This window comes from Monashia sp. HAY1-2A, from assembly GCF_056755315.1.
Map to the genome: position 1 here is coordinate 1 of NZ_JBNDHY010000065.1, position 24,748 is coordinate 24,748.

A 24,748-nucleotide genomic window follows, 5' to 3' on the forward strand; every position below is an offset into this window, starting at 1 on the left:
TGGAGCGGACGACCGGGCTCGAACCGGCGACCTCAACCTTGGCAAGGTTGCGCTCTACCAACTGAGCTACGTCCGCGCGCGCTGCTCCAGGCGATGCCCTCGGCTGCGAGGTAGACCATAGCGGACGCACCGGCCCGCGGCGAATCCGCCTGCCCGACATGCACCGTCGCGCCGCTGCGTGGCGAGCCCCCGGCGGTCACCGCGTCCGGAACGTCCCCCTTCGCCCTCGCGGACCGGGACCCTCCGGGAACGACGAGAGGCCCCCGGCGGCGCCGGGGGCCTCTCGTGCTGGTGGGCGATACTGGGTTTGAACCAGTGACCTCTTCCGTGTCAAGGAAGCGCGCTACCACTGCGCCAATCGCCCTGGGGTGTTGTCGTACCCGAGGTGGAGACGGGATTTGAACCCGTGTACGCGGCTTTGCAGGCCGCTGCCTCGCCTCTCGGCCACTCCACCGTGAAGGCAAGTACCGATTTGCCTCCGAGCGGACGACCGGGCTCGAACCGGCGACCTCAACCTTGGCAAGGTTGCGCTCTACCAACTGAGCTACGTCCGCGGGAACACCAGCGATGTAACTCCCCGCTCGGTGCGAGGTAGACACTAGCGGATCGGTCTGCGCGACACAAAACCGGCTCCACGCTCGCCGTCCCCGGGATGCTCGCCGGCCACCCGCCCCTCCGACTCCGGCTCGCGTGCCGCCGTGGGTGCCGTCTGCGTGGCGTCGGCCGGTGCAGGCACCCGGGTGCGGCGGCCGCGCGCCGCCTGGCGCTCCTGCGCCCCCCGCCGGGCCAGCCACTGGCCCATGCTCGGCGGCCGGTGCTCGGTCAGCTCGACCGGCCACAGGACGCGGGTCGCGGCGTTGAGCCCCGCCCCGATGAGGATGGCCAGGGCGAGGAAGTAGAGCCAGATGAGCAGGACGATCGGCGCGCTGAGCGGACCGTAGATCGTCGAGCCGCCGAGCGAGGCCGCGAGCGAGATGCGCACGACGTACGAGGCGCCGAGCCAGATCGCGAGCGCGAGCAGGGCACCCGGGAGGTCGCGGCGCCACGGGCCGCGGCGCGGCGTCGCCACGTGGTACAGGGTGGTCAGCGCGACGACGCTGAAGACGAGCAGGGCGGGCCAGTAGAGGTAGCGCAGCAGGGCGAGGGAGTCCGGGAGCCAGTCCGACACCAGCTGCGGACCGAGGAGGACGAGCGGCAGGAGCACGACGCCGGCGACGGTGCTCACGGTGTACAGGCCGAGGCTGAGTACCCGGAGCCGGATGATGCCGCGGACGTCCTTCTGCCCGTACATGATCGAGACCGTGTCGATGAAGACGTTGAGGGCCCGCGACCCCGACCACAGCGACAGGAGGAACCCGACGGAGACCAGCTCCGGACGCCCGCGTCGCAGGACGTCCTGGACCGTCGGCACGAGCAGGTCGCTGATGCTCTCCTGGGTGAGGAACCGCGCGGCGTAGTCACGGATCGAGCTCACGACCGTGTCGACGTTCTCCGGGCCGATCCAGGCACTGACGTAGCCGAGGCCGCCGAAGAGCCCGAGGACGAGCGGCGGCAGCGACAGCAGCATGAAGAACGCCGCCTCGGCGGCCAGGCCGGTGACCCGGTACTCGAGGCAGACGTCGACGGTCCGAACGGTGAGCCGCCCGACGGCGAGGCCCCCCGGCACACGCCGCAGGGTCGCTCGAACCCGCTCCTTGACCGTCACCGAACGAGGCTAACCGGGCGCGGCGCGCAGGGGCGGGGTGTGCGACACGACACGCCCCGGCCGCCACGTGTCCACCCCTCGACCCGTCCTAGGCTCGGCGGATGGGCACGCACGAGGTGACGAACCAGGTCCCTCCCTACGAGGACCACGACCTCCTCCGCGAGGACCCGGCCCTGGCCGAGGCGGTCGACCGCTGGGTGGGCGCCGAGGACCTCGACGGGCTCGCCGACCTGGCGCGGCTCGCCGGGTCCGCGGAGGCGCAGGCGCACGGGCGTCTCGCCGACACGCACGTGCCGGTGCTGCGCACCCATGACGCCCGGGGGAACCGCGTCGACGAGGTGGAGTTCCACCCCTCGTGGCACTGGCTCATGGACCGGGCCGTCGGCGCCGGTCTGACGGCCGAGCCGTGGACGCGTCCGGCGCGCTCCGGCGCCCACGCGCGCCGGGCGGCCGGCTTCATGCTCTGGTCGCGCGTCGAGGCCGGCCACGGCTGCCCGGTGTCGATGACGTACGCCGCGGGTTCCGCGCTCCGGCACGACCCGACGCACGCGATGCGCTGGCTGCCGGCCCTCGCCAGCCGCAGCTACGAGTTCGGCATCCGACCGGTGGCCACCAAGAAGGGGGCCATCGCCGGAATGGGCATGACGGAGAAGCAGGGCGGGTCGGACGTGCGCGCCAACACGACGCGAGCCGTGCCGACCCCGGACGGACCGCTGCCCGGCGACACCTACCGCCTCACCGGGCACAAGTGGTTCTGCTCGGCACCGATGTCTGACGTCTTCCTCGTGCTCGCGCAGGCACCGGGAGGCCTGACGTGCTTCCTCGTGCCGCGGGCTCTCGACGACGGGACGCGCAACCCGTTCGCCCTCCAGCGCCTCAAGGACAAGCTCGGCAACCGCTCGAACGCCTCGAGCGAGGTGGAGCTGGACGGCACGTGGGGCAGCCGGCTCGGGGACGAGGGGCGCGGGGTGCGCACGATCATCGACATGGTGGGCGCGACGCGTCTGGACTGCGTCCTCGGTTCCACCGCGACGATGCGCGACGCCGTGGCGCGCGCCGTCCACCACGCGCGGCACCGCAGGGCGTTCGGCGCCCCGCTCGTCGACCAGCCGCTCATGCGCAACGTCCTCGCCGACCTCGCGCTCGAGGCCGAGGGCGCCACCGTCCTCGCGATGCGCCTCGCGCACGCCGTCGACGCCGGCGAGACCGAGCTCGCCCGGCTCGGCGTCGCCCTCGGCAAGTTCTGGGTGTGCAAGCGCACCGCCCCCGTCGTCGCGGAGGCGCTCGAGTGCCTCGGCGGCAACGGCTACGTCGAGGAGAACGGCCTGGCGCGGCTCTACCGCGAGGCCCCCCTCAACTCCATCTGGGAGGGCTCGGGCAACGTCAACGCCCTCGACGTCGTGCGCGCCCTCGACCGGGAGCCGGCCAGCCTGGAGGCGCTCGAGAAGGAGCTCCAGCGCGTGCGCGGCCGCAGCCGGGAGCTCGACGCGCTCGTCGACGCGGCGGTGGCACGCGCCCGCGCCCTCGACCCCGGCACCCCCGGTGCCGCGTTCCAGGCGCGCTCGGTCGTCGAGGGTCTGGCCGTCGCGCTGCAGGCGAGCCTGGTCGTCGAGCACTCCCCCGCAGCCGTCGCCGACGCCTTCCTCGCGAGCCGCGTCCACGGCGGCCACGGCTCGCGTGGGCACGTCTTCGGCACGCTGGGTGCCGACCTCGCGGGCGTCGCGGGCCACGTCGTGGACCGGGCCGGCTGAGTCAGCTCTCGGCGAGCCTGCGCTTCTCCACCTCGACGTCGAAGTCGGCTTCGGGCCACTGCAGGTCCATCTCGCGCAGGGCTTCGAGGAGCAGCTGCTGCACCGCGAGCCGGGCGTACCACTTGCGGTCCGCCGGCACGACGTGCCACGGCGCCCCGACCGTCGAGGTCGTGTCGAGGACGGCCTGGTAGGCCTGCATGTAGTCCGACCAACGGGCGCGCTCGTCGATGTCGCCCGGGTTGTACTTCCAGTGCTTGTCCGGGCGGTCGAGGCGTTCCTGGAGGCGGGCCCGCTGCTCGTCCTTGGACAGGTGCAGCATGACCTTGACGATGTGCGTGCCAGCCGAGACGACGTCGCGCTCGAAGGCGTTGATCCGGGCGTACCGCGCGCCCCAGACGTCGGGCGGCACGAGCTCGTGGACCCGGACGACGAGGACGTCCTCGTAGTGCGAACGGTCGAAGACGCCGAGCTGCCCCGGCCCGGGCAGGGCCCGCTCGATGCGCCAGAGGAAGTCGTGCTTCTTCTCCTCGTCGGTCGGGGCCTTGAACGCGGTGGCCTTGACACCCTCCGGGCTGACGGCGACGACGTGCCGCATGATGCCGCCCTTGCCGGAGGTGTCCATGCCCTGCACGACGAGCAGCACGGACCGGCGCGAACCGGCCGTCGACTCGGCCCACAGCCTCTCCAGGAGGTCGCTGAGCTCGGCCTGACCCGACTCGAGGGCCGCCCTGCCATCGGACTTGCCGCCGTGGAAGGCAGGTGTCGAGGCGGGGTCGACGTCGGCCAGGAGGTCCCCGGTTCCGACGCGCAGCGCGTCGCCGAACCCGCCGAGGGCCGCGCCGTCGTCGGCGACGGACGCCGCCGCGTCCTCGGTCTCGCGGGCCTTCTCCTCGGCCTTCCTGCGGCCCTTCTCGGACCCCTTCTCCGAGCGCTTCCTCGACCCCTTCTTGCCCATGGGCGCCATCCTGCCCGACCGACTCCCGCCGCAGGGGCGGACGCGCTGGACCACCCCGTCGGCCGGCGGTCCGCCGCTCGTGGAGACGCCTCGCCATACTGGCGTCATGCGCCTCCTCGTGCCCGGCCGGACCGGCCTGGACCCGTTCACCGAGCTCGACAGCGAGGGGCTCGCCGCGGCGTACCGACCGCCGTCCCCCGCCTGGCTACGGGCCAACATGGTCACGACGCTCGACGGGGCCGCGACGGGTCCGGACGGTCGCTCGGGAACCATCAACACCGATGCCGACCACGTCGTCTTCGAGCTGCTCCGGGCGCTGAGCCACTGCGTCGTCGTCGGGGCCGGCACGGTCCGGGCCGAGCGCTACCCGGCTCTGTCGGTCGACCCGGCACTGGCCGCGCTGCGCGAGGATGAGGGCCTGCCGGAACCCCTGCCGCTCGTCGTCGTCAGCAACTCCGGGGACGTCCCAGACTCCGTGCGGCCGTTCACCGACGGCTCGGTGCTCCTCGCGGTACCGGCCGGTGCCCGTGGGCTCGACGCGGCGCGTGCGGCGCTCGGGCCGGACCACGTCCTCGTGCACGGGCAGGACCGCGTCGACCTCGTCTCGCTCGTCGCCGGACTGCACGCGCGGGGTTGGACCCGGGTGCACACCGAGGGCGGGCCGGCGCTGCTGGGCAGCCTGCTCGCCGCGGGTGTCGTCGACGAGCTCTGCTTCACGGTGACGCCGGCGGTCGTCGCGGGCGGGGCCCCGCGCCCGGTGTCGGGACCGCCGCTCGACGTCGACCTGGAGCTGGCGGTCCTCGTGGAGCAGGACGCGACGCTGCTCGGCCGCTGGACCGTGCGCCGCTGAGACGTCGGTCATCCCCCGGACGGGGGCGCCCCCAGCCCGGCGACGAACGCACCGACGACGCGCTCCCAGCGGGCGGTGTCGTGGTTCCACTCCCGGCAGTGCCGGGCGACCTGCCAGCGCTCGAGGTGCACGAGGTCGGGGCGCCTGGCCGCGAGCGCCACCGCCGGCCCGATGGGCACGAAGTCGTCGTCGTCGGAGTGGATGACGAGCATGGGGACCCGCAGCTCGTCGGCGCGGGCCACCCAGTCGGTGCGGGCGACGTCGATGGGCTCGCGCACGCCGACGAGGCGGCGGCTGCGGGCCGATCCCATGAGGTCGGTGGCGACCCGCACGAGCGCAGCGGGAACGCGGTGCAGTCGGCCGTGGTGACGCAGCACGACGCCCCAGTCGAGCACCGCCGAGTCGAGGGCGACGCCGGCGACCCGGTCCGCGAGCGATGACCGGTCGAGGGCCTGGAGCACCACGGCCCCACCCATGGACCAGCCGAAGAGCAGGAGCCGGCGGGCACCGTGCGACACGGCGTGGGCCATCGCGGCCTCGACGTCGCGCCACTCGGACAGCCCGAGGTTGTACCGGCCGTCCGGCCCCCGGGGCGCGTCGCGGTCGTTGCGGTACGACGTCACGAGGCTCGTCCACCCGGCCGCGCGCAGGACCGGCACGGCGCGCAGGGTCTCCTCACGCCGGGCACCGCGGCCGTGCACGAGGACGGCCCAGTCGTGGCCGCGACCCGTTGCCGGGCGCACGACCCACCCCGGCAGGGGTCCGACGTCCGACAGGACCGTGACGTCCTCGTCCGGCAGCCCGAGGCTGACCCGCGGCCGGTCCCAGAAGTAGTACTGGTTCCACCGCGCCGGCCCGGGCGCGAGCCGGCCGCGGTCGACGGCGAGCAGGCGGCGGGTCACCGACACGTCGTCCACGTCGAGGATGTCCCCGACGCGGGCGTGCCCGAGGCCGCCGTCCAGCCAGAGGCCGTAGCGCCCCGGCACCACCGGGTCCGGGCCGGCGGCGAGACGGACGGTCTCGGCGTCGTGCTCGAGGACCACGACGTCGTCCGGCTGCAGCTCGTCCGGGGTCAGGACGCGGCGGGCGAAGTAGGCCGCCGCCGCCACGGAGCCGGCGGCGGCCCCCACGGCGGTGCCGGCCCCCGCCGCCGCGGCGGCGAGGAGCGGTCGAGGGACCCTCTGGCGCTGCTCCACGGGCCCCATCGTGGCAAACGGTGCCCCGCTCGTCCCAGCAGCCACACATTCCAGCGGTTCTCGTATCAAAACGGACAGGCCGCGCCACGGTAGGGGCAGGGAGACTCGAGCGCCGGCGCCTCCATCGCCGGTGCGCGACACCTCCCCGGTCCACCACCCAGGACCGTCGACGGCCGGGACGACTGCCATTCGGGGTCGTGGCGTCCCCCGCCCGCCTCGGGGCCGCGCCGGAGGCACGGACACCGGCCCCACCCATCCCTCACGTCCCACGAAAGGGGACAACCGTGCTCAACGGAATGCGCCGCGGCGCACTCTCGATCCTTGCAACCGGAGCCCTCGTCGGGGTCCCGGCCGTCGCGTTCGGTGCCGGCGTCAGCCCGGCCACCTACGACGCCGCCCTCGACCCGGGCCAGACCGTCCACGTCACCAAGACGGTCAGCACCCCGGAGATACCGCCCAAGCCCGACATCGTGCTCGTCGTCGACGAGACGGGCAGCATGGGCCCGGCCATCGCGAACGTCAAGTCCGAGATGAGCTCCATCGTCTCGAGCGTCCAGGCGGCCCAGCCCCAGGCCCAGTTCGCCATCACGTCCTACCAGGACGTCGGTGACGGTCCCGAGCTCTTCCAGGTCGAGTCGGGCCTGACCGGCGACCAGACCACGGCGCAGACCGCGATCAACAGCCTCTCGGCCGGGGGTGGCGGCGACCTTCCGGAGGCCCAGCTCAACGCGCTGTGGCAGGTCGGTTCGGGGGGCGACGCCATCTCCTTCCGGCCCGACTCGACGCGCATCGTCGTCTGGTTCGGCGACGCCAGCGGCCACGACCCGAGCAACGGGCACAGCGAGGCCGACGCCATCGCCTCCCTCCAGGGTGTCTCCGCCCAGGTCATCGCGATCAACGTGAACTCCGGCTTCGGCGACGGCCTCGACGCGACCGGGCAGGCCACGCGGATCACCGCCGCGACCACGGGCACCTTCTTCCCGAGCGTCGCACCGGGCGGCGTGTCCGCGGCCATCCTCGCCGGCCTCGGCAACCTGCCGGCCGAGGTGACGGCGAACGTCGCGTGCGACCCGGGCCTGTCCGTGTCGTACTCGCCGTCGCTGCCGCAGACCGTGACGAGCGGCACCGACCTCGCCCTCGACGAGGCCGTCACCGTGGCCGCGGACGCGCCGCAGGGCTCGACGCTGACGTGCACGTCGACGTTCCTCGTCAACGGCGCCGACGCCGGGCCGGACTTCGTCCAGACCGTGAGCATCAAGGTCAACGACGTGACGCCGCCGACCGTCGCCTGCGGCCCCGGCGTCAACCCCGCCGGCAGGACGCCGGTCGGTTACGCGAGCTCCGGCTTCTTCCAGCTGGTCGCGACCGACAACCTGCCCGGCGTGTCCGTGACGCTCTCCGACACGGCCTCGGGCTCCACCTTCGGCCCGTACGCGCCCGGCACGCACATCAAGCTGACCCAGGCTCCGGGGGCGACGCCGTCGGCCGTGGCGGGCTCGGGCGCCGTCGACTGGGACGTCACGGTGCGGGGTGACCTGCTCGTCACCGCGACCGACGCCGCCGGCAACACGGCGACGGCCACGTGCTCCGTCCCGCCGAAGCAGAAGTGAGGCAGGCGGCCCGGGCGTGCGCAACCGGCACGCCCGGGCCGTCGCCTGCGCCCGACCTGCGCCGCGACGAGGCAGGGCACAAACGCGGGGGCCCCGGCGTTGCCCGGACATGAGCGACCAGAGCACCTCCCGTAAGCCGTACGCCGTCCAGCGCACCGACGCGGAGTGGCGTGACGCCCTCTCCCCCGCCGAGTACCACGTGCTCCGCGAGGCGGGCACCGAGCGCGCCTTCACCGGCGAGTACACCGACACCAGGACCCAGGGCGTGTACTCGTGCCGGGCCTGCGGCGCCGAGCTGTTCCGCAGCGACACCAAGTTCGAGTCCCACTGCGGGTGGCCGTCCTTCTACGCTCCCCTCGCCGGTGACAGCGTCGAGTACATCGAGGACCGCAGTCTGGGCATGAAGCGCGTCGAGGTGCGGTGTGCCACCTGTGGCTCGCACCTCGGCCACGTCTTCGAGGGCGAGGGCTACGACACCCCCACCGACCAGCGCTACTGCATCAACTCGATCTCGCTACGCCTCGAGCCGGCGACCGGCACGAGCACCGGGGACGCCTGAGGTCACCGCGCCTAGATTGGTCCCATGGAGGGCGACGGCGAGCTGCGGATCGGTGACCGCGAGCGCCAGGAGGCCCGCGCGGCGCTCGCGGCGCACCGGCAGGCCGGCCGGCTCGACGCGTTCGAGTACGAGGACCGCCGAGGGAAGGCCGCCGACGCCGTGACGCGGCGCGAGCTCGAGGCGCTGTTCACCGACCTGCCCGAGCCCCGGCCGAGGTTCGACCCCGTCGCCCCGGCCCGGGCAGCGTCCACCGCCCCCGGGCGACCCGCCGCGCAGCCGGCGACGTCGTTCGGCGCGCGCCTCGGGCGAGCCCTCGTGACCCTGTCGCCGTTCATCGCGCTGCTCGTGTTCCTGCGCACGGGCGAGTGGTTCGTGTTCCTGTTCATCCCGATCGCGGCCGGGGTCGGCAGGCTGTTCCGGGGCGAGGACTGACCGCCACCCCGGCGGCACGCCTCAGCGCAGGTTGGCGACGAGCTGGGCGGGCTCGACGCGTGGCCCGGTGAAGAACGGGACCTCCTCGCGCACGTGCAGCCGGGCGCGCGAGGCGCGCAGCTCACGCATGAGGTCGACGATGCGGTGCAGCTCGTCGGCCTCGAAGGCGAGGAGCCACTCGTAGTCGCCGAGGGCGAACGAGGCGATGGTGTTGGCCCGCACGTCGGGGTAGTCGCGCGCCATCTGGCCGTGCTCGCGCAGCAGGTCGCGGCGCTCGGAGTCCTCGAGCAGGTACCAGTCGTAGGACCGGACGAACGGGTACACGCAGAGGTACCTGCGGGTCTGCTCCTCGGCCATGAAGGCGGGGATGTGGCTCTTGTTGAACTCGGCCGGCCGGTGCAGCGCCGCCGAGCTCCACACCGGCTCGAGGTGCTGCCCGAGCTCGGTGCGCAGCAGCCGGTGGTAGGCCGACTGGAGCAGCTCGATGGACTCGGCGTGCCACCAGACCATGACGTCGGCGTCGCCGCGCAGGCCCGCGACGTCGTAGAGACCCCGGACGACGACGCCCTCGCCGGCGATGTCGTCGAGGAAGCCCTCGAGCTCGCCGAGCAGCGCGCCCCGGTCGTCACCGAGCGGGGTCGCCGACGCGAACACCGACCACATGCTGTAGCGGATCGTGTCGTTGATCTCCCGCATCCGGGCCGGTGTCAGGCGCTCGCTCATGACCGCATCATCCCAAGGTCGCCGGGGCGTCCGACCACCGGGTCAGCAGGTCGCGCGCCGCCGCCCTGGCCGACCCGATGCAGGCCGGGATGCCGACGCCGTCGTAGGCGGCGCCGCAGACGGCGAGTCCCGGCGGCAGCAGGCGCGCCGCGCGGACGCGGTCGAGGTGACCGACGGCGTACTGCGGCAGGCCGCCGCCCCAGCGCTGGACGTGCGCGGCCACCGGGTCCGGCAGGTCCGGTCCGAGCACGGTGCGCAGGTCGGCCAGCGCCGTGGCGACGAGCTCGTCGTCGGAGCGCTGGAGCGTCGCCACGTCACGGTGGCGTCCCAGCGAGGCCCGGAGGAACGTCCGGTCCGGGTGGGCCTTGGCCAACCAGGGCCACTTGACGGTGCTGAACGTCGAGGCCTTGATCGACAGCGGCTCGGTCGGCGGCACGAGGAAGCCGCTGCCCTCGAGCACCGCGGGCGGCGGACCGTCGAGGGCGAGGGTGACGATCGCCATCGACGCGTACTCGATGGCCGCCAGAGCGGCGCTGGCCCCCGGCGCGACGCCGGCGAGCAGGCGTGACGTGGGCCGGGCCGGGGTCGCGAGGACGACGGCGTCGTAGCGCTCGTCGACCTCGGCGGTCGTGGGTCCGGTCGTCACGACCCAGCCGTCGCCGTCGACCCGGAGGCCACGGACGACGGCACCGGTGCGCACCCGGGCGCCGGCTGCCGCCAGGGCCTCGGCGAGAGCGACCGGCAGCGTGCCGAGGCCGCCTTCCACGGTGGCGAACACGGGCAGCCCGGCGGACGCGGCGCCCGCCTCGGCGGACTCGCGGGCGACGTCGAGCAGGGAACGACCCTCACGGGCGGCCCGGGCCAGCGCCGGCACGGCAGCGGCCGCCGAGATCTCGCGGGCGTGCCCGGCGTAGACGCCGGCGAGGAGCGGCTCGACGAGGCGGTCCGTCACGGCGGGTCCCAGGCGGGCGTCGACGAGGTCGCCGACGGACACGTCGGGGGCATCGGGACCGTGCGACCCGTCGGGACCGGTGACGCGCTCCGCGCGCACCCGCTCGACCTCCGCCTCGGACAGCAGCCCGTGCAGCGACTCGGGGGACGAGGGCACCCCCATGAGGGTGCCCTTCGGCAGCGGCCGGCGGCGGCCGCCCGCCAGCACCGAGGCACCGACCGGGGCCGGGTAGGTCAACCGGTCGGCCAGGCCCAGCTCCTGCACGAGCGCGACCGCCTCGGGACGGCGCGCGAGCACCGACTCGGCCCCGACGTCGACCGGCACCCCGGCGACGTCGGCGAGGCGCAGCTTGCCGCCCACGCGGTCGGACCCCTCGAGGAGCGTGACGTCGACGCCCTCCGGGCCGCCGGAGCGGACGAGCTCCCAGGCAGCCGCCAGACCGCTGATCCCGCCACCGACGACCGCCACGCTCCTGCGACCCATGGGGCCCACTGTGGCACCCCGCGACCCGCAGCCCCGCGCCGGGTGGCCATCGGGACCGGATGTGATGATGGCGCCATGACCGTGCAGGCCACGAGCCCCGAGGCGTACGTCGCCGCCGAGCCGTCCGGCCTCGTCGGCCTCGCGATGCGCGTCATCGCCACGCTCGGAGAGCTCGGCGTCGGCGTCCTCGCCCTCGTCGAGACCGTCGTGCCCCCGATCCCCAGCGAGGTCGTGCTGCCGCTCGCCGGCTTCATCGCCCGACAGGGCCGGCTCGACCTCGGCCTGCTCCTGCTCACGAGCACCCTCGGTGCCTACCTCGGAGCGCTCGTGCTCTACCTGCTCGCGGCCCGGCTCGGGCAGGACCGCGCCGTCGACCTGCTCGCCCGGCTGCCGCTCGTGGACCGTGAGGACTTCCTCCGGGCGACGGGGTGGTTCACGCGGCACGGTCGGCGCTCCGTGCTCGTCGGCCGGCTCGTCCCGGGGGTGCGCAGCCTGGTGTCCCTACCGGCGGGGGCGGTGCGGATGCCGCTCGGCCGGTTCAGCCTCATGACCCTGCTCGGCAGCGCCGCGTGGAACGCGCTCCTCATCGGTCTCGGCTGGGCCCTGGGGTCGCGGTACGAGCTCGTCGACCGGTACTCGGGGATGCTCGACCGGGTCGTCGTCGCGGCCGCGGTGGCCCTCGTCGGCTGGCTGGTGGTCCGGCGGGTCCGGCGGGTTCGGCGGGCCCGCCGCGTCAGCCCCGACGACGACGCCTGAGCGACGGGCCGCCCGCAACGTTCGCCGCTGCCCCGGTGTCTTTCCCGGCAGGACGTCGCCGACGGACACGGCCGAGAGGGGCCGCGGCCCGGGCGACCCGTCGGAAGGCCCGCCATGGAACAGCTCGCCCGCCTGCGTCCCCACCTCGACCGACTCCTTCGGGACCGCCGCCGATGGCTCGCCGCCGCCCTCGTCGCCGTCGCCGTCCTCGCCCTGGCGGTGCCCGTCGGGCTGTCCGTCCTCGGCCGGGTCGGTGGGGGCACCCGTGCCAGCGGAGGGTCGGAGTCCGTCGCCGGGACCGGGTCCGGGCGTGACTCGTCCGGGAGCGGCCACGTCGGCAAGGAGGCGGCCCCGCAGGCGCCCACGGAGGGCCGGCGTCCCACGCCGGACACGTCCGAGGGCGCTGCCGCCACGGGCACGACCGGTTCGGGCACGACCGGTTCGGGGCTCGCCGACGCGCTGCCTGCCGACCTCGGGGCCCGCCTCGCGCGCACGGCGTGGCTCGGGGTCGAGGTCGGCGACCTCGTCGCCGCCAGTGCCCGAGCCCGGGTCGTCACCTCCGAGGCCGGTGGCGTCGTCACCTTCGAGAACGTCGTCACCGCCGCCGACCCGACGGGCCGCTACGGCGCGCCGGGTGGTCTCCGCTCCCCCGAGCCGGCCCCGGACGGCGCCGGTGACTCACCGGCCATCGCCGAGCCGGTGGGTGTCGACGAGGCCCGCATGGTGCTCAGCGTGCCGGCCGACAAGCTGGACGGGGTCCTCACCGAGCTGTCCCGCCTCGGGTCGGTGTCCTACCGGTCCTCCCAGACCGAGGACGTCACCGACACCTATGTCGACGCCCGAGCCCGGGTGCAGCCGGCCCGCGACAGCATCGCCCGGGTCCGGGCCCTGCTGACCAAGGCGACCGACCTGCAGCAGGTGGTCCTGCTCGAGAGCGAGCTCAGCCGCCGTCAGGCTGACCTCGACGCACTCGAGCAGCGGCTCGCCGAGCTCGACCGCCGCACGACGAACAGCGACGTGACGCTGACCCTGTGGACCGCCGCGACGACACCGGTCGTGGCCACCACGGGCGAGGACGTGGCGTCCCGGCTGCGCGGAGCCTGGGAGGGCCTGCTGACCTCGGCGACGGTGATCGTCACCGGTCTGGCCGCGCTGCTGCCGTGGCTCGTCGTCCTCGGTCTCGTCGCGCTCGTCGTCCTCCGGGTCCGACGCCGCCGGCCCGCGGCTGCGAGCCCGGCCCTCGCGGCCCCCGGCGGGTCGGCCGGCTCGGGCACCGGCGGCTCGGGTTCGGCCGGTTCGGGCTCGGCCGGTTCGGGCTCGGCAGGTTCCAGCTCAGGCGGTCCTGCTCCCGCAGCCTCCTCGGCCGGAACGGGAGAACCCGAGGAGCACGGCGGCCCGGCCACGCCGGCACCAGGTCGCTGACCTCGGCCCTCGGCCGCGGCCGGCGTCGGGTGGGACGCGGTCAGCGGCCGAGGCGCCCGCGGACGAGACCGGCGACCTCGCGGACCTCGCGGACGTGGAGCAGGTGCGCGACCCCGATGTAGACGACGGTGAACACGACCCCGACCAGGCCGATCTCCACGGCGTTGGCGATCATCCGGCCCACCGCCGTCGTGCCGTCGCCCTCGGCCGCGTAGACGCGGATCGGGGCGAGCACGTTGTGCGTGCCCATCGCGAGCAGGCCGGCGACGAGGGCCGCGACGCCGACGCGGGCGGCGGTGTCGAGGACCGCGGCGCCGCCGAGGGGGCCGACGCGGCGTCGGCAGGCCCGCAGCCCGTAGGCGCAGGAGACGACGTTGCCGGCGGTCTGCCCGAAGGCCATGACCGCGACGGCGTACTGCGGCGGCACGACGAGGGTCACGCCGAGCGCGAACAGGCTCGTACCGGTGAGCAGCACCTGCATGACGAAGGTCGGCCGGCCGTCCTCCAGGGCGAAGAGCGTGCGGTAGCAGAGCAGGTCGACGCCGAACGGGATGATCCCGAGGATCATGACGACGAGCGTGATGGCCGCGGTCTCGACGGAGCGCAGGTTGAGGCCCGGGTTGAGCAGGGCGATGATCGGCTCGGCCTCGACCATGACGAAGGCCATGACCGCCACGTTGACCACGAGCGGCAGGGCGAGACCGGTGCGGACGTCCTCGCGCATGCGTTCCAGGCGTCCGCTCGCGGCCGCGGCGGACAGGCGCGGGAAGAGCGCCGTGACGATCGAGACGGTGACGAAGGCGTGCGGCAGCATGAAGATCGTGAACGCGATCCCGTAGACCGCCGGCCCGCCGACGGCGACCTTCTCCGGGACCCGGCTGACGGCGTGGTTCAGGGCGCCCTGGCTCACGAAGAAGCCGAGCTGCGAGACGACGAGGCCGACGAAGGCCCAGACCGCCAGCCGGCTCACCCCGCCGAGACCCGCGCCACGCACGCCCCACCGCGGGCGGTACCGGAACCCGGTGCCCCGAAGGGCCGGCACGAGCCACAGCGCCTGGACGACGACCGACAGGGTCGCCGACCCGGCGAAGAGCCAGACCATGCCGGGCGTCCACTGCTCCGGGGTCCGGGGGAACGGCTGCCCGTCGTGGAACTGGCGCGGCGCCGGGTACAGGACGATGAAGACGACCAGCCCGGTGACGGCGACGACGTTGGCCATGAACGGGGCCCACGCGAACGCGCCGAACTTGCCGCGGGCGTTGAGGATCTGGCCGAGGAGGGCGAACAGCCCGTAGAAGAAGATCTGCGGCAGGGTGATGAAGGAGAAGGCGAGCGCGAGCTGCTTGACGCTCGGCTGGCTGGTGCCGGCGAGCATCCACACGAACAGGCCGGCCCCCGCCGTGACGAGGACGGTGATGGCCGCCATGCCGACGAGGGCGAGGGTGATGACGCGGTCGGTGAACTCCTGCCCACCGTCGGGCAGCCGCATCGCCCGGGACAGCGACGGGATGAGGACGGCGTTGAGGATCCCCCCGGCCGCCAGCATGTAGAGGACGTTCGGCAGCGTGTTCGCCAGCGAGAACGCGTCACCGGCCAGGCTGGCGCCGATGATCGCCGTGATGAGGCCGGCGCGGACCGTGCCGAGGACCCGCGAGGCGATCGAGCCCCCGAACATCGTCAGGCTCGAGCGGGCGACCGACGGTGCCGCGACCGACTCGACGCCGGGGGCGCTGGCTCGGGGTGCGTCGGGGACGGTGGCCGTCATCGGCGGCTCGAGTACTCGTGGACGAGCTCGGTGACGCGGGTCAGGACGTCGGGGTCGGTGTTCGGCGGGACGCCGTGCCCGAGGTTGAACACGTGGCCGGGGGCCTGCCGGCCCTCGTCGACGATCTCGCGGACGCGTCGCTCGAGCGCCTCCCACGGCGCGAAGAGCAGCGCCGGGTCGAGGTTGCCCTGGACCGCGTAGCCGGGGCCGAGCCGCTCGACGGCGTCGGTCAGTGACACGCGGTAGTCGACCCCGACGACGTCGGCGCCGGCCTCGCCCATGAGGGCGAGCAGCTCGCCGGTCCCGACGCCGAAGTGGATGCGCGGGACGTCGAGGTCGGCGACCGCCCCGAGCGCCACGGCCGAGTGCGGCATCGCGCGGGCCCGGTAGTCGGCGCGTGAGAGCGCCCCGGCCCACGAGTCGAACAGCTGGACGGCGCTGGCACCGGCCTGGACCTGGACACGGAGGAACTCCCCGGAGATCCGGGCCAGGCGGCCGCACAGGTCGTCCCACAGCTGCGGGTCGCCGTGCATGAGGGCCTTGGTCTTCTCGTGGTTCTTCGACGGGCCGCCCTCGACGAGGTAGGAGGCCAGCGTGAACGGCGCCCCGGCGAACCCGATGAGCGGGATCTCGCCGAGCTCGGCGACGAGCAGCCGCACCGCCTCGGAGATCGACGGCACGTGCTCGGGCGTCAGCGCGACGAGCTGGTCGAGGTCCGCGCGGGTGCGGATCGGGCGGGCCACGACCGGGCCGACGCCGGGGACGATGTCGAGGTCGACGCCGACGGCCTTGAGCGGGACGACGATGTCGCTGAAGAAGATGGCCGCGTCGACGCCGTGGCGGCGGACCGGCTGGAGCGTGATCTCGGTGACGAGCTCGGGACGCAGGCACGACTCGAGCATCGGGACGCCTTCGCGCACGGCCCGGTACTCGGGCAGTGACCGTCCGGCCTGACGCATGAACCACACGGGGGTGCGGCCCACCGGCTCGCGGCGCGCGGCACGCACGAGGTCGCTCTGTCGCGTGGCAGCAGGGGCATACGTCGGCACCGGTCAATCCTGCCATGGGCGCACCCCTGCCCCGGTCATCCTCGACGGACGGCCGGCCTGTGGGGCCCGGCCCGAGTGACGCCCGTGACGCCTGCGCAGACCTGTGCCGTCCTGCCCGGAACGCCCCGGCGTGCCCTGAGACAGATCCGGCGCTCCCGGCATACCCTCGTCTGGTGCACACCAGAACGTTGCCGGGAGGCCACGGTGCGGTCTTCGCGAGGACGCTGACCGCCCTCCGCGACGTCCGGCTGCGCTCCGAGGTGCGCCTGACCGAGGTGCCTGCGCCGACGCGCATCGCGCCGTACGCGGCCGCGCTGACGGCCGACGTCATCGACGTCACCGACCCCGAGGAGGACCTCGCCACGGGCCGGTTCGTCCTCCTGCACGACCCCGCCGCCCCCGACACGTGGGACGGCCAGTGGCGCGTCGTCACGTTCGCGCGCGCGGAGCTCGAGGCCGAGCTGGCGGGTGACCCGATGCTCGGGGCGGTCGGGTGGTCCTGGCTCAGCGACTCCCTCTCCGGCCGGGGCCTGGCGTGGACGGCGGAGGCGGGCACCGTCACACGGGTCGTCAGCGAGAGCTTCGGCGGGCTCGCCGACCGCGAGGCAAGCGTCGAGATGGAGATCCGGGCCTCCTGGACCCCCACCGCCGGCGACGTCGTCGAGCACCTGCGGGCCTGGGCCGACATGCTGTGCACCATCGCGGGGATCCCGCCGCTGCCCGACGGCGTCGTCCCCCTGCCGGGGCAGCGCCGGTGACGGTGCACGAGGAGCACACCGGCAGCGACCCGGCCCACCGCCACGCGTCCCCCCCGACGCGCGAGGATCCGTCGTCCGTCGCGGTGGCCACGTCCACCGCGACCATCGAGCCGACGCCGCTGCTGCACCCGCGCGACGGCGTGCCCGACGTCGTCGCCGACGAACGGACCCTGATGCGGGCGGCGGAGGCCATCGCCGCCGGCACCGGCCCCGTGGGCATGGACGCCGAGCGTGCCTCCGGCTACCGCTACGGCCAGCGCGCCTACCTCGTCCAGCTGCGGCGCGACGGCTCCGGGACCTGGCTCGTCGACCCCGTGGCGTGCCCCGACCTCTCCCCGCTCGACGAGGCCATCGGCGACGCCGAGTGGATCCTCCACGCGGCCACCCAGGACCTGCCGTGCCTGGCCGAGGTGGGCCTGCGCCCCCGCGCGCTCTTCGACACCGAGCTCGGCGGCCGCCTCGCCGGGCTGCCCCGCGTCGGCCTCGGCGCGATGGTGGAGCACTACCTGGGTCTGCAGCTGGCCAAGGAGCACTCGGCCGTCGACTGGTCCTCGCGGCCGCTGCCCGAGCCGTGGCTGCGCTACGCCGCCCTCGACGTCGAGGTGCTGTCCGACCTCCGGGACGCCGTGGCCGCCGACCTCGCGAGCCAGGGCAAGGCCGCGTGGGCCGCCGAGGAGTTCGAGAGCCTGCTGTCCTTCACCGGTCCCGACCCGCGCGTCGACCCGTGGCGCCGCACCTCCGGGATGCACCGGGTGCGGGGCCGCCGCGGCCTGGCCATCGTGCGCGAGCTGTGGCTCTGGCGCGACGCCGTCGCCCAGCAGCGCGACGTCTCCCCCGGACGCGTCCTGCCCGATGCCGCCATCAGCGAGATCGCCGTCGCCAACGCCCGGGCCACGACGCCCCCGCGGTCGGTCGGGTCGCCGGAACCGCGTCTGGCGCGCTCGATCCGTCGCAACCAGGAGGCCATCCTCGAGGCGGTCGGCCGCGCGCTCGCGCTGCCCGAGGAGGACCTCCCCCCGCTGACGCTGCCCCCGACCGGTCCCCCGCCGCCGAAGGCCTGGGTGGACCGCGACCCCGTCGCCGCCGCCCGGCTGGCCCGCGCCCGCGAGCTGCTCACGGCCGTGTCCGGCGAGCTGGCCATCCCGGTCGAGAACCTGCTGACCCCAGACCTGCTGCGGCGCTACCTCTGGGAGGGACCGCCGGCGCCGCAGACCGCCGAGATCGCCGAGGCCCTCGAGGGAATGGGCGCCCGGCACTGGCAGACCCGCATCGCGGCTCCCCTCGTCGCGGTGGCGTGCGCGGAGCACCCACGGTGAGGTGGCTCACGCCGCCCGCCCCGGACGGAGATGTTACCCGGCAGTAGGATCGAGGGGGCGGTCTCGCGCCGCCCATCCCCTGTCCACGACCGGAGGAGGCCTCGTGCCCCGTCAGCTCCAGGAGGTCGTCTTCGTCGACGGCGTGCGCACGCCGTTCGGCAAGGCCGGTGAGAAGGGCATGTACGCCCACACCCGTGCCGACGACCTCGTCATCAAGTGCGTCCGCGAGCTCCTGCGCCGCAACCCCCACCTACCCAAGGACCGTGTCGAGGAGGTAGCCATCGCGGCCACGACGCAGATCGGCGACCAAGGCCTGACGCTCGGGCGCACCGCCGCGCTGCTCGCGGGCCTGCCGAACACGACGCCCGGCTACTCCGTCGACCGGATGTGCGCGGGCGCCATGACCGCCGTGACGAACACCGCCAGCTCGATCGCCTTCGGGGCCTACGACGTCGCCATCGCCGGCGGCGTCGAGCACATGGGCCGACACCCCATGGGTGAGGGCGTCGACCCGAACCCCCGGATCCTCGCCGAGAAGATCGTCGACCCCGATGCGCTCGTCATGGGCAAGACGGCCGAGAACCTCCACGACCGCTTCCCGAACCTGACCAGGGCCCGCGTCGACGCCTTTGCGGTCGCGAGCCAGGACAAGCTCGCCGCTGCGTACGCCGACGGCCGCATCCAGCGCGACCTCGTGCCCGTCGCGGTCCGCGACGGCGACAACGCATGGGGCCTGGCGACGGCCGACGAGCCCCCGCGCCCCGGGACGACCGTCGAGGACCTCGCCGGACTGAAGACCCCGTTCCGCGCCCACGGCAACGTCACGGCCGGCAACGCGGCCGGGCTCAACGACGGCGCGACCGCGTGCCTGCTCGCCTCCGAGGCCGCGGCGACCGAGCTGGGCCTTCCGGTGCGCATGCGCCTCGTGTCGTGGTCCTTCGTCGGCGTCGAGCCCGAGGTCATGGGCGTCGGACCCGTCCCGGCCACCGAGAAGGCCCTCGCCAAGGCCGGTCTGTCGATCGAGGACATCGGCCTCTTCGAGCTCAACGAGGCGTTCGCCGTGCAGGTGCTCGCCTTCCTCGACCACTTCGGCATCGCCGACGACGACCCCCGGGTCAACGAGTACGGCGGCGCCATCGCCACCGGTCACCCGCTCGCCAGCTCGGGCGTGCGCCTCATGACGCAGCTGGCCAGGCAGTTCGAGGCCCACCCCGAGGTGCGCTACGGCCTCACCGCCATGTGCATCGGCATCGGCATGGGCGGCGCGGTCGTGTGGGAGAACCCGCACCACACCGACTACCTGCCGACCAGCGCCCAGGAGGAGGTCGCGTGACCACCATGACCGAGAAGCCCGCAACCCCAACCGAGTTCGCCGACGAGGTCGTCACCCACGCCACGGTCCGCGACGTCTGCCTGCCCGGAGGCGCGGGTGTCCTCGCCCTCATCACGCTCGACAACGGGTTCGACCACACGAAGCCGAACACCTTCGGCCCCCAGGGAGTCGCCGAGCTGACCGCGGTCGTCGAACGACTGCGCGAGCGCGCCGGGGCCGGCGAGATCGTCGCCGCCGCCGTCACCGGCAAGCCGTTCGTCTTCGCCGTCGGCGCCGACCTCACCGGCATCCCCCACGTACGCGACCGCGAGCAGGCACTCGAGATCGCCCGCGCGGGCCACGCGGCGTTTTCGGCGTTCTCCGACCTGCCGGTGCCCACCTTCGCCTTCGTCAACGGTGCGGCCATGGGCGGTGGCGTCGAGCTGGCCCTGTCTGCGACGTACCGCACCATGAGCGCCGGCGTGCCGGCCGTGGCCCTGCCGGAGGTCTTCCTCGGGCTCGTCCCCGGGTGGGGCGGTTGCTGGCTGCTGCCCAACCTCGTCGGCATCGAGACGGCCCTGACCGTCGTCATCGACAACCCGCTGAGCCAGAACCGCATGCTCACGGGTGTCGACGCCTACAAGCTGGGCCTGGCCGACGCCCTCTTCGAACCGGCCGACTTCCTCGAGGAGTCGCTCGCCTGGGCCTCGTCGGTCGTGCGCGGCGAGATCGTCGTGTGCCGTCCGGACGTCGACCGCGACGAGCAGCGCTGGGAGGCCGCGGTCGCCAGGGCGCGCGCCACCGCCGACGCGCGGACCGGTCGGCGGGCCCGCAGCCCGTACGCCGCCCTCGACCTGCTCGCCGCGGCGCGAACCGCTTCGCGCGCCGAGGGGTTCGCGGCGGAGGACGAGGCGCTGGCAGACCTCGTCATGAGCGACGAGCTGCGGGCCGGGCTCTACGCCTTCGACCTCGTGCAGCGTCGAGCCAAGCGCCCGGCCGGTGCCCCCGACAAGACGCTCGCGCGTCCCGTCACGAAGGTCGGCGTCGTCGGCGCCGGTCTCATGGCCAGCCAGCTGGCGCTGCTGTTCGTCCAGCGCCTCCAGGTGCCGGTCGTGCTCACCGACGTCGACGAGGCCCGCGTCTCGCAGGGCGTCGGGTACGTCCACGCCGAGCTCGACAAGCTCGCCGCCAAGGGACGCCTCACCCCCGACCGCCTCAACCGCTACAAGGGACTCGTGACCGGGGCCGTCGACAAGGCCGGCTTCGCCGACGCCGACCTCGTCATCGAGGCGGTGTTCGAGCAGATGGCCGTCAAGCAGCAGGTCTTCGCCGAGGTCGAGGCGGTCGTGTCGCCCGAGTGCGTCCTCGCGACGAACACCTCGAGCCTGTCCGTCGCCGAGATGGCCTCGCGGCTCGAGCACCCCGAGCGCGTCGTCGGGCTGCACTTCTTCAACCCGGTGGCGGTGATGCCACTGCTCGAGGTGATCCCGGGCGAGGCAACGGACGCGGCAACGCTGGCAACGGGGTTCGCCGTCGGCAAGGCGCTGCGCAAGACGTGCGTGCTCGCGGCGGACCGGCCCTCCTTCATCGTCAACCGGCTCCTCGGCCGGTTCATGGGCGAGGCCGCCCGGATCCTCGACGAGGGCACGCCGATCGAGGTCGTCGACCGGGCGTTCGCCGGTCTGGCGCCGATGCCGCCGTTCGTCCTCATCGGGCTCGTCGGCCCGGCGATCGCGCTGCACAACGGCGAGACCCTGGTCCGCGCCTTCCCGGACCGGTTCTACTCCTCCCCGACGCTGCAGCGCCTCGTCGCTGCGGGCAAGCGTGGCTTCTACGACCTCAGCTCGGGCCGCCCGGTGCTCGACCCCGAGGCCGCGGCGCTCGTCGAGACGCCGGCCGAACCGGTCGTCCTCGACGCCGGGCAGGTGCGGGAGCGGGTCCTGGCGGTCCTGTCGGACGAGGCGCGACGGATGCTCGACGAGGGGGTGGCCCAGTCACCCATGGACCTCGACCTCGCGATGATCACCGGCGCCGGCTTCCAGTTCTGGAACGGCGGGATCACGCCGCTGCTCGACCGGACGGGCGTGGCCGAGCGCGTCACGGGGTCGCGGTTCCTGCCGCCGGGTGTGGCCGACGCCCCGCGCTGAAGGGCCTGTGGGCCGGGACCGGCCGTGGCGCCCTCACCACGCCATGGCTGGTTCCGGCCCGCTCGAGCATCACGGCAGCAGGTGCGCGGTCAGGCCCCGCTCGACGAAGGCACTGAGCTGCTCCGGCGTCCAGCCGGCGTCCGTCACGAGCCGCTCGTAGAAGGTCGTGTAGAGCAGAAGGACGTCGCGGGCCTGCTCAGGGGTGACGTCGTCGCGCAGGTAGCCGCCGTCGACAAGGTACGCCGCGTTGTGGGTCATCCGCTCGGCTCGCTCACGCTCGATCCGGGCGTACAGGTCGGCCACCTCGGGGTCGCCGGCCGCCGAACGCTCGACGAGCCGGTACACGGGGTCGCCCACCGCGCCCACCTCGGCGGCCAGCCGGGCCCAGTTCCGGATGATCGACCTCCCGTCCGACGCGGCCCGCGACCCGGAGTCGCTGCGGGCCTCGGCGGGCGTCGGCCCCGACCCGGCGAGGGACCGGTGCCAGACCGCCTCGAGCAGCCCCGCCTTCGAGCCGAACCACTTGTAGACGCTCTCCACCGAGACGCCCGCCTCGGCGGCCACCGCCGCCACGGTCGTGGCGCCGAAGCCGGCCGCGAGGAAGCGTCGGCGGGCGACGTCCAGGACCTCGCCCCGGCGCGCGGCAGCGCGGGCCCGACGAGCGGACGCGTCGTAGCGACGACGGGTCGGCTCGGGGTCGTTCGACCCCTTGACTCGCGGCGACATGAGGCGCATCCTCTCAATCAGATACAGATAACTGTATCGAATTGTTGGAGGCCAGCATGGACCCGACCCGCACCCCTTCCGAGGTCCTCGACCGGCTCGTGCTGGCGACCAACGCCCACGACCTCGACGGCCTCGTCGACTGCTTCGCCGAGGACTACGAGCTGACCGACCCGGTCCATCCCGCCCGGTCCTTCACCGGGTCGGCCCAGGTCCGCCGGAACTGGACGACGATGTTCACGGCGGTGCCCGACATCCGTCTCGACGTGGAGCAGCAGGCCGTCACCGAGGACGGCTTCTGGCTCGAGGCGGCCCAGGTCGGGACCCGCCGGGACGGCCGGCCGGTCGAGACCCGGATGGTCTTCATCGCGACGGTCGCCGGTGGCCGCATCACCCGCGCGCACCTGTACGCCGGGCCCGTCGAGCCCGGCGGCCCCGGCATCGACGCCGTCTTCGCGGCCCTGGCCGGGACCGGGCAGCCGTGATCACCGTGGTGGGCGGCACCGGGAGGCTGGGCCGCCTCGTCACCGCCCGGCTCGTCGCCGAGGGCCGACCGGTGCGGGTCGTCGCGCGCTCGGATCCCCGCGTCCCCGTGCCGGACGCCGAGCTCGTCACGGCGGACGTCCGTGACCCGTCCTCGCTTCACGCGGCCGTCGCCGGCTCGGAGGTCGTCGTCTCCGCGGTGCACGGGATGGACCCGAACGCCGGCCAGTCCCCCGCAGCCGTCGACCGCGACGGCAACCGCAACCTCGTCGCCGCCGCTCGCTCCACCGGTGCGGACATCGTCCTCGTGTCGGTCATCGGCGCCGCCCGCGAGCACCCGATCGAGCTGTTCCGCATGAAGGCCGCCGCCGAGGACGAGCTCCGCGCCGGTGCCGTCCCTGCCGTGCCGGACTGGACCATCGTCCGCGCGTCCGCCTTCGCCGAGATGTGGCTCGAGCTGTTCCGCACGACGGCGGGCTCGTCCGGGGTGCCCAAGGTCCTGGGGCCGGGCCGCAACGTGGTGAACTTCGTCTCGGTCCACGACGTGGCCGTCGCCGTGGCCCGGGCCGCTGTCGACCCGGCCCTGCGCGGGCGGGTCGTCGAGGTTGCCGGCGAGGACCTCAGCGAGACCGAGCTCGCCGCACTGGTCACGGCGCCGGGCCGGCACCCGGCCCACGTGCCGACCGCCGTCGTCTGGGCCATCGGCACCGGGCTGCGGCCGTTCCGCCCGGCCATGGCCCGGATCGCCCGCCAGACGCTGGCCATGGAGCGCGTCCCGCTGGGCGCCGACCCCGCGCCGGGGCACGCCGAGCACCCGTGGCTGCCCCTGACGCCGATCGCCCGGACGGTGTCCCCCGCGGGCCGGGACTCCTGACGCCCGTCGTGCCGGCCAGGTCCCGGCGGACCCGTTTTTCGAGGCCCCTCGGGCCTGTCGCTTAGCGGTTATCTCATATATGAGTTAGAGTCGCCGCTCGTGACGCAGACCTACCTGACCCGGATCGGCGGACTCATCCGCGACGCCCGACGCCACAAGGGGATGACGCAGTCCGAGCTCGCCGAGCACCTCGGCACCTCCCAGAGCGCCGTCGCACGCATCGAGCAGGGCCGCCAGAACCTCAGCCTCGACACCCTCGCCAAGATCGGCGACGCCCTCGACTCGGAGTTCGTCTCGCTCGGGCACTCCGGTCCCCAGCACCTGCGGATCGTCGGGGGGCAGAAGCTGTCCGGCGAGATCGACGTCAAGACGAGCAAGAACGCGGCCGTCGGCCTGCTCTGCGCCTCGCTGCTGAACCGCGGGCGCACGACGCTGCGCAACCTCGCGCGCATCGAGGAGGTCAACCGGATCCTGGAGGTGCTCTCGTCGATCGGCGTGCGCACCCGCTGGCTGCCTGACAGCAACGACCTCGAGATCGTCCCGCCCGCGCGGCTCGACCTCGACGGCATCGACGTCGCGGCCGCGCGCCGCACCCGCACCGTCATCATGTTCCTCGGTCCGCTCCTGCACGAGCACGACCGCTTCCGGCTGCCCTACGCGGGCGGCTGCGACCTCGGCACGCGCACCGTCGAGCCGCACCTGGCCGCCCTGCGGTACTTCGGCCTCGAGGTGACCGCGACCCACGGCTTCTACGAGGCCGAGTCGGACCGTTCGGTCAACCCGACCCGCTCCATCGTCCTGACCGAGCGTGGCGACACCGTCACCGAGAACGTCCTCATGGCCGCTGCGCGGTACGAGGGCGAGACGGTCATCCGCAACGCGTCCTCGAACTACATGGTGCAGGACCTGTGCTTCTTCCTCGAGAAG

22 protein-coding genes and 4 tRNA genes are annotated in these 24,748 nt (G+C 74.0%); 14 read left to right on the forward strand and 12 right to left on the reverse strand.

The annotated features are described in order from the left end of the window. The 5 genes from ACPYOM_RS11445 to ACPYOM_RS11465 all read right to left on the reverse strand — a co-directional run bounded on the left by ACPYOM_RS11445 (position 1) and on the right by ACPYOM_RS11465 (position 1,705). Positions 1-76, reverse strand: a tRNA-Gly gene (locus tag ACPYOM_RS11445). A 213-nt stretch (positions 77-289) separates the two neighbouring features. Further along, positions 290-364: transfer RNA gene (locus ACPYOM_RS11450), tRNA-Val, on the reverse strand. A gap of 19 nt (positions 365-383) precedes the next feature. Beyond that, positions 384-454 (reverse strand) — tRNA-Cys (locus tag ACPYOM_RS11455). A gap of 27 nt (positions 455-481) precedes the next feature. After that, a tRNA-Gly gene (locus ACPYOM_RS11460) sits at positions 482-554 on the reverse strand. Between the two features lie 44 nt (positions 555-598). Next, the gene (locus ACPYOM_RS11465; protein WP_481346031.1) at positions 599-1,705 is read right to left on the reverse strand and encodes a YihY/virulence factor BrkB family protein; all 1,107 of its coding nucleotides are present in this window, start codon (positions 1,703-1,705) and stop codon (positions 599-601) included. 101 nt (positions 1,706-1,806) lie between these two features. Here ACPYOM_RS11465 and ACPYOM_RS11470 point away from each other — a divergent pair, with 101 nt between their 5' ends. Next, positions 1,807-3,456, forward strand: a complete 1,650-nt coding sequence (locus ACPYOM_RS11470) for an acyl-CoA dehydrogenase family protein (RefSeq protein WP_481346032.1) — start codon at positions 1,807-1,809, stop codon at positions 3,454-3,456. Position 3,457: 1 nt separating this feature from the next. Here ACPYOM_RS11470 and ACPYOM_RS11475 read toward each other — a convergent pair whose 3' ends face one another. Beyond that, entirely contained in the window at positions 3,458-4,411 is a 954-nt protein-coding gene (locus ACPYOM_RS11475; protein ID WP_481346033.1) for a PPK2 family polyphosphate kinase, read from the reverse strand. Between the two features lie 106 nt (positions 4,412-4,517). Between ACPYOM_RS11475 and ACPYOM_RS11480 the strand changes: the two genes are divergently transcribed. After that, positions 4,518-5,261: a dihydrofolate reductase family protein gene (locus ACPYOM_RS11480; protein ID WP_481346034.1), complete on the forward strand. Its 744-nt coding sequence runs from the start codon at positions 4,518-4,520 to the stop codon at positions 5,259-5,261. Between the two features lie 8 nt (positions 5,262-5,269). Here the strand turns inward: ACPYOM_RS11480 and ACPYOM_RS11485 are convergent, their stop codons facing one another. Beyond that, positions 5,270-6,457 (reverse strand): alpha/beta hydrolase family protein, encoded by a 1,188-nt coding sequence (locus ACPYOM_RS11485; protein WP_481346035.1) that lies wholly within the window; start codon positions 6,455-6,457, stop codon positions 5,270-5,272. Between the two features lie 284 nt (positions 6,458-6,741). On the opposite strand from ACPYOM_RS11485, the gene ACPYOM_RS11490 reads away from it, so the two are divergent. The 3 genes from ACPYOM_RS11490 to ACPYOM_RS11500 all read left to right on the forward strand — a co-directional run bounded on the left by ACPYOM_RS11490 (position 6,742) and on the right by ACPYOM_RS11500 (position 9,058). Further along, positions 6,742-8,067, forward strand: coding sequence for a vWA domain-containing protein (locus ACPYOM_RS11490; protein WP_481346036.1), 1,326 nt, complete (start codon positions 6,742-6,744; stop codon positions 8,065-8,067). A gap of 109 nt (positions 8,068-8,176) precedes the next feature. Further along, a complete protein-coding gene (msrB, locus tag ACPYOM_RS11495) occupies positions 8,177-8,626 on the forward strand; it encodes a peptide-methionine (R)-S-oxide reductase MsrB (protein ID WP_481343300.1) in 450 nt (149 codons plus the stop codon). A 24-nt stretch (positions 8,627-8,650) separates the two neighbouring features. Then, positions 8,651-9,058, forward strand: coding sequence for a DUF1707 SHOCT-like domain-containing protein (locus tag ACPYOM_RS11500; protein WP_481346037.1), 408 nt, complete (start codon positions 8,651-8,653; stop codon positions 9,056-9,058). A gap of 21 nt (positions 9,059-9,079) precedes the next feature. On the opposite strand, the gene hemQ is transcribed toward ACPYOM_RS11500, so the two are convergent. Together hemQ and hemG are read right to left on the reverse strand one after the other, a co-directional pair. Next, positions 9,080-9,781, reverse strand: coding sequence for a hydrogen peroxide-dependent heme synthase (gene hemQ, locus ACPYOM_RS11505; protein ID WP_481346038.1), 702 nt, complete (start codon positions 9,779-9,781; stop codon positions 9,080-9,082). A 7-nt stretch (positions 9,782-9,788) separates the two neighbouring features. Continuing rightward, a complete protein-coding gene (gene hemG / locus ACPYOM_RS11510) occupies positions 9,789-11,216 on the reverse strand; it encodes a protoporphyrinogen oxidase (protein ID WP_481346039.1) in 1,428 nt (475 codons plus the stop codon). A gap of 75 nt (positions 11,217-11,291) precedes the next feature. Between hemG and ACPYOM_RS11515 the strand changes: the two genes are divergently transcribed. Both ACPYOM_RS11515 and ACPYOM_RS11520 read left to right on the forward strand, forming a co-directional pair. Next, positions 11,292-11,972 (forward strand): DedA family protein, encoded by a 681-nt coding sequence (locus ACPYOM_RS11515; protein ID WP_481346040.1) that lies wholly within the window; start codon positions 11,292-11,294, stop codon positions 11,970-11,972. Positions 11,973-12,086: 114 nt separating this feature from the next. Beyond that, complete coding sequence (locus ACPYOM_RS11520; protein ID WP_481346042.1) at positions 12,087-13,394, forward strand: DUF4349 domain-containing protein; 1,308 nt, start codon at positions 12,087-12,089, stop codon at positions 13,392-13,394. Between the two features lie 40 nt (positions 13,395-13,434). Here ACPYOM_RS11520 and murJ read toward each other — a convergent pair whose 3' ends face one another. After that, a complete protein-coding gene (gene murJ, locus ACPYOM_RS11525; protein WP_481346043.1) occupies positions 13,435-15,159 on the reverse strand; it encodes a murein biosynthesis integral membrane protein MurJ in 1,725 nt (574 codons plus the stop codon). Continuing rightward, positions 15,156-16,208 (reverse strand): uroporphyrinogen decarboxylase, encoded by a 1,053-nt coding sequence (gene hemE, locus ACPYOM_RS11530; protein ID WP_481346044.1) that lies wholly within the window; start codon positions 16,206-16,208, stop codon positions 15,156-15,158. The genes murJ and hemE overlap by 4 nt, the downstream gene beginning before the upstream one ends. A 173-nt stretch (positions 16,209-16,381) precedes the next feature. Between hemE and ACPYOM_RS11535 the strand changes: the two genes are divergently transcribed. The 4 genes from ACPYOM_RS11535 to ACPYOM_RS11550 all read left to right on the forward strand — a co-directional run bounded on the left by ACPYOM_RS11535 (position 16,382) and on the right by ACPYOM_RS11550 (position 21,741). Beyond that, complete coding sequence (locus ACPYOM_RS11535; RefSeq protein ID WP_481343287.1) at positions 16,382-16,966, forward strand: DUF3000 domain-containing protein; 585 nt, start codon at positions 16,382-16,384, stop codon at positions 16,964-16,966. Between the two features lie 2 nt (positions 16,967-16,968). Then, a complete protein-coding gene (locus ACPYOM_RS11540; protein WP_481346050.1) occupies positions 16,969-18,282 on the forward strand; it encodes an HRDC domain-containing protein in 1,314 nt (437 codons plus the stop codon). 103 nt (positions 18,283-18,385) lie between these two features. Beyond that, positions 18,386-19,615 (forward strand): thiolase family protein, encoded by a 1,230-nt coding sequence (locus ACPYOM_RS11545; RefSeq protein WP_481346045.1) that lies wholly within the window; start codon positions 18,386-18,388, stop codon positions 19,613-19,615. Positions 19,616-19,620: 5 nt separating this feature from the next. Continuing rightward, a complete protein-coding gene (locus ACPYOM_RS11550) occupies positions 19,621-21,741 on the forward strand; it encodes a 3-hydroxyacyl-CoA dehydrogenase NAD-binding domain-containing protein (RefSeq protein WP_481346051.1) in 2,121 nt (706 codons plus the stop codon). A 69-nt stretch (positions 21,742-21,810) separates the two neighbouring features. Here the strand turns inward: ACPYOM_RS11550 and ACPYOM_RS11555 are convergent, their stop codons facing one another. Then, on the reverse strand, positions 21,811-22,467 hold the full coding sequence (locus ACPYOM_RS11555) for a TetR/AcrR family transcriptional regulator (protein WP_481346046.1): 657 nt from the start codon (positions 22,465-22,467) through the stop codon (positions 21,811-21,813). A 56-nt stretch (positions 22,468-22,523) separates the two neighbouring features. On the opposite strand from ACPYOM_RS11555, the gene ACPYOM_RS11560 reads away from it, so the two are divergent. The 3 genes from ACPYOM_RS11560 to ACPYOM_RS11570 all read left to right on the forward strand — a co-directional run. Continuing rightward, a complete protein-coding gene (locus ACPYOM_RS11560; protein WP_481346047.1) occupies positions 22,524-22,949 on the forward strand; it encodes a nuclear transport factor 2 family protein in 426 nt (141 codons plus the stop codon). Beyond that, entirely contained in the window at positions 22,946-23,821 is an 876-nt protein-coding gene (locus ACPYOM_RS11565; protein ID WP_481346048.1) for an SDR family oxidoreductase, read from the forward strand. Before ACPYOM_RS11560 ends, ACPYOM_RS11565 begins: the two co-directional genes overlap by 4 nt. Positions 23,822-23,920: 99 nt before the next feature. Next, positions 23,921-24,748, forward strand: an 828-nt coding sequence (locus ACPYOM_RS11570; RefSeq protein ID WP_481346049.1) for a helix-turn-helix domain-containing protein, incomplete at its 3' end; no start/stop codon positions are given.

What these genes read in the sequence shown, in the direction of transcription:
- ACPYOM_RS11470 (WP_481346032.1), top strand. Translation starts at nt 1,807, where the DNA reads ATGGGCACGCACGAGGTGACGAACCAGGTCCCTCCCTACGAGGACCAC.
- ACPYOM_RS11475 (WP_481346033.1), bottom strand. Translation starts at nt 4,411, where the DNA reads ATGGGCAAGAAGGGGTCGAGGAAGCGCTCGGAGAAGGGGTCCGAGAAG.
- ACPYOM_RS11480 (WP_481346034.1), top strand. Translation starts at nt 4,518, where the DNA reads ATGCGCCTCCTCGTGCCCGGCCGGACCGGCCTGGACCCGTTCACCGAG.
- msrB (WP_481343300.1), top strand. Translation starts at nt 8,177, where the DNA reads ATGAGCGACCAGAGCACCTCCCGTAAGCCGTACGCCGTCCAGCGCACC.
- ACPYOM_RS11500 (WP_481346037.1), top strand. Translation starts at nt 8,651, where the DNA reads ATGGAGGGCGACGGCGAGCTGCGGATCGGTGACCGCGAGCGCCAGGAG.
- hemQ (WP_481346038.1), bottom strand. Translation starts at nt 9,781, where the DNA reads ATGAGCGAGCGCCTGACACCGGCCCGGATGCGGGAGATCAACGACACG.
- hemG (WP_481346039.1), bottom strand. Translation starts at nt 11,216, where the DNA reads ATGGGTCGCAGGAGCGTGGCGGTCGTCGGTGGCGGGATCAGCGGTCTG.
- ACPYOM_RS11515 (WP_481346040.1), top strand. Translation starts at nt 11,292, where the DNA reads ATGACCGTGCAGGCCACGAGCCCCGAGGCGTACGTCGCCGCCGAGCCG.
- ACPYOM_RS11520 (WP_481346042.1), top strand. Translation starts at nt 12,087, where the DNA reads ATGGAACAGCTCGCCCGCCTGCGTCCCCACCTCGACCGACTCCTTCGG.
- murJ (WP_481346043.1), bottom strand. Translation starts at nt 15,159, where the DNA reads ATGACGGCCACCGTCCCCGACGCACCCCGAGCCAGCGCCCCCGGCGTC.
- ACPYOM_RS11550 (WP_481346051.1), top strand. Translation starts at nt 19,621, where the DNA reads ATGACCGAGAAGCCCGCAACCCCAACCGAGTTCGCCGACGAGGTCGTC.
- ACPYOM_RS11555 (WP_481346046.1), bottom strand. Translation starts at nt 22,467, where the DNA reads ATGTCGCCGCGAGTCAAGGGGTCGAACGACCCCGAGCCGACCCGTCGT.
- ACPYOM_RS11560 (WP_481346047.1), top strand. Translation starts at nt 22,524, where the DNA reads ATGGACCCGACCCGCACCCCTTCCGAGGTCCTCGACCGGCTCGTGCTG.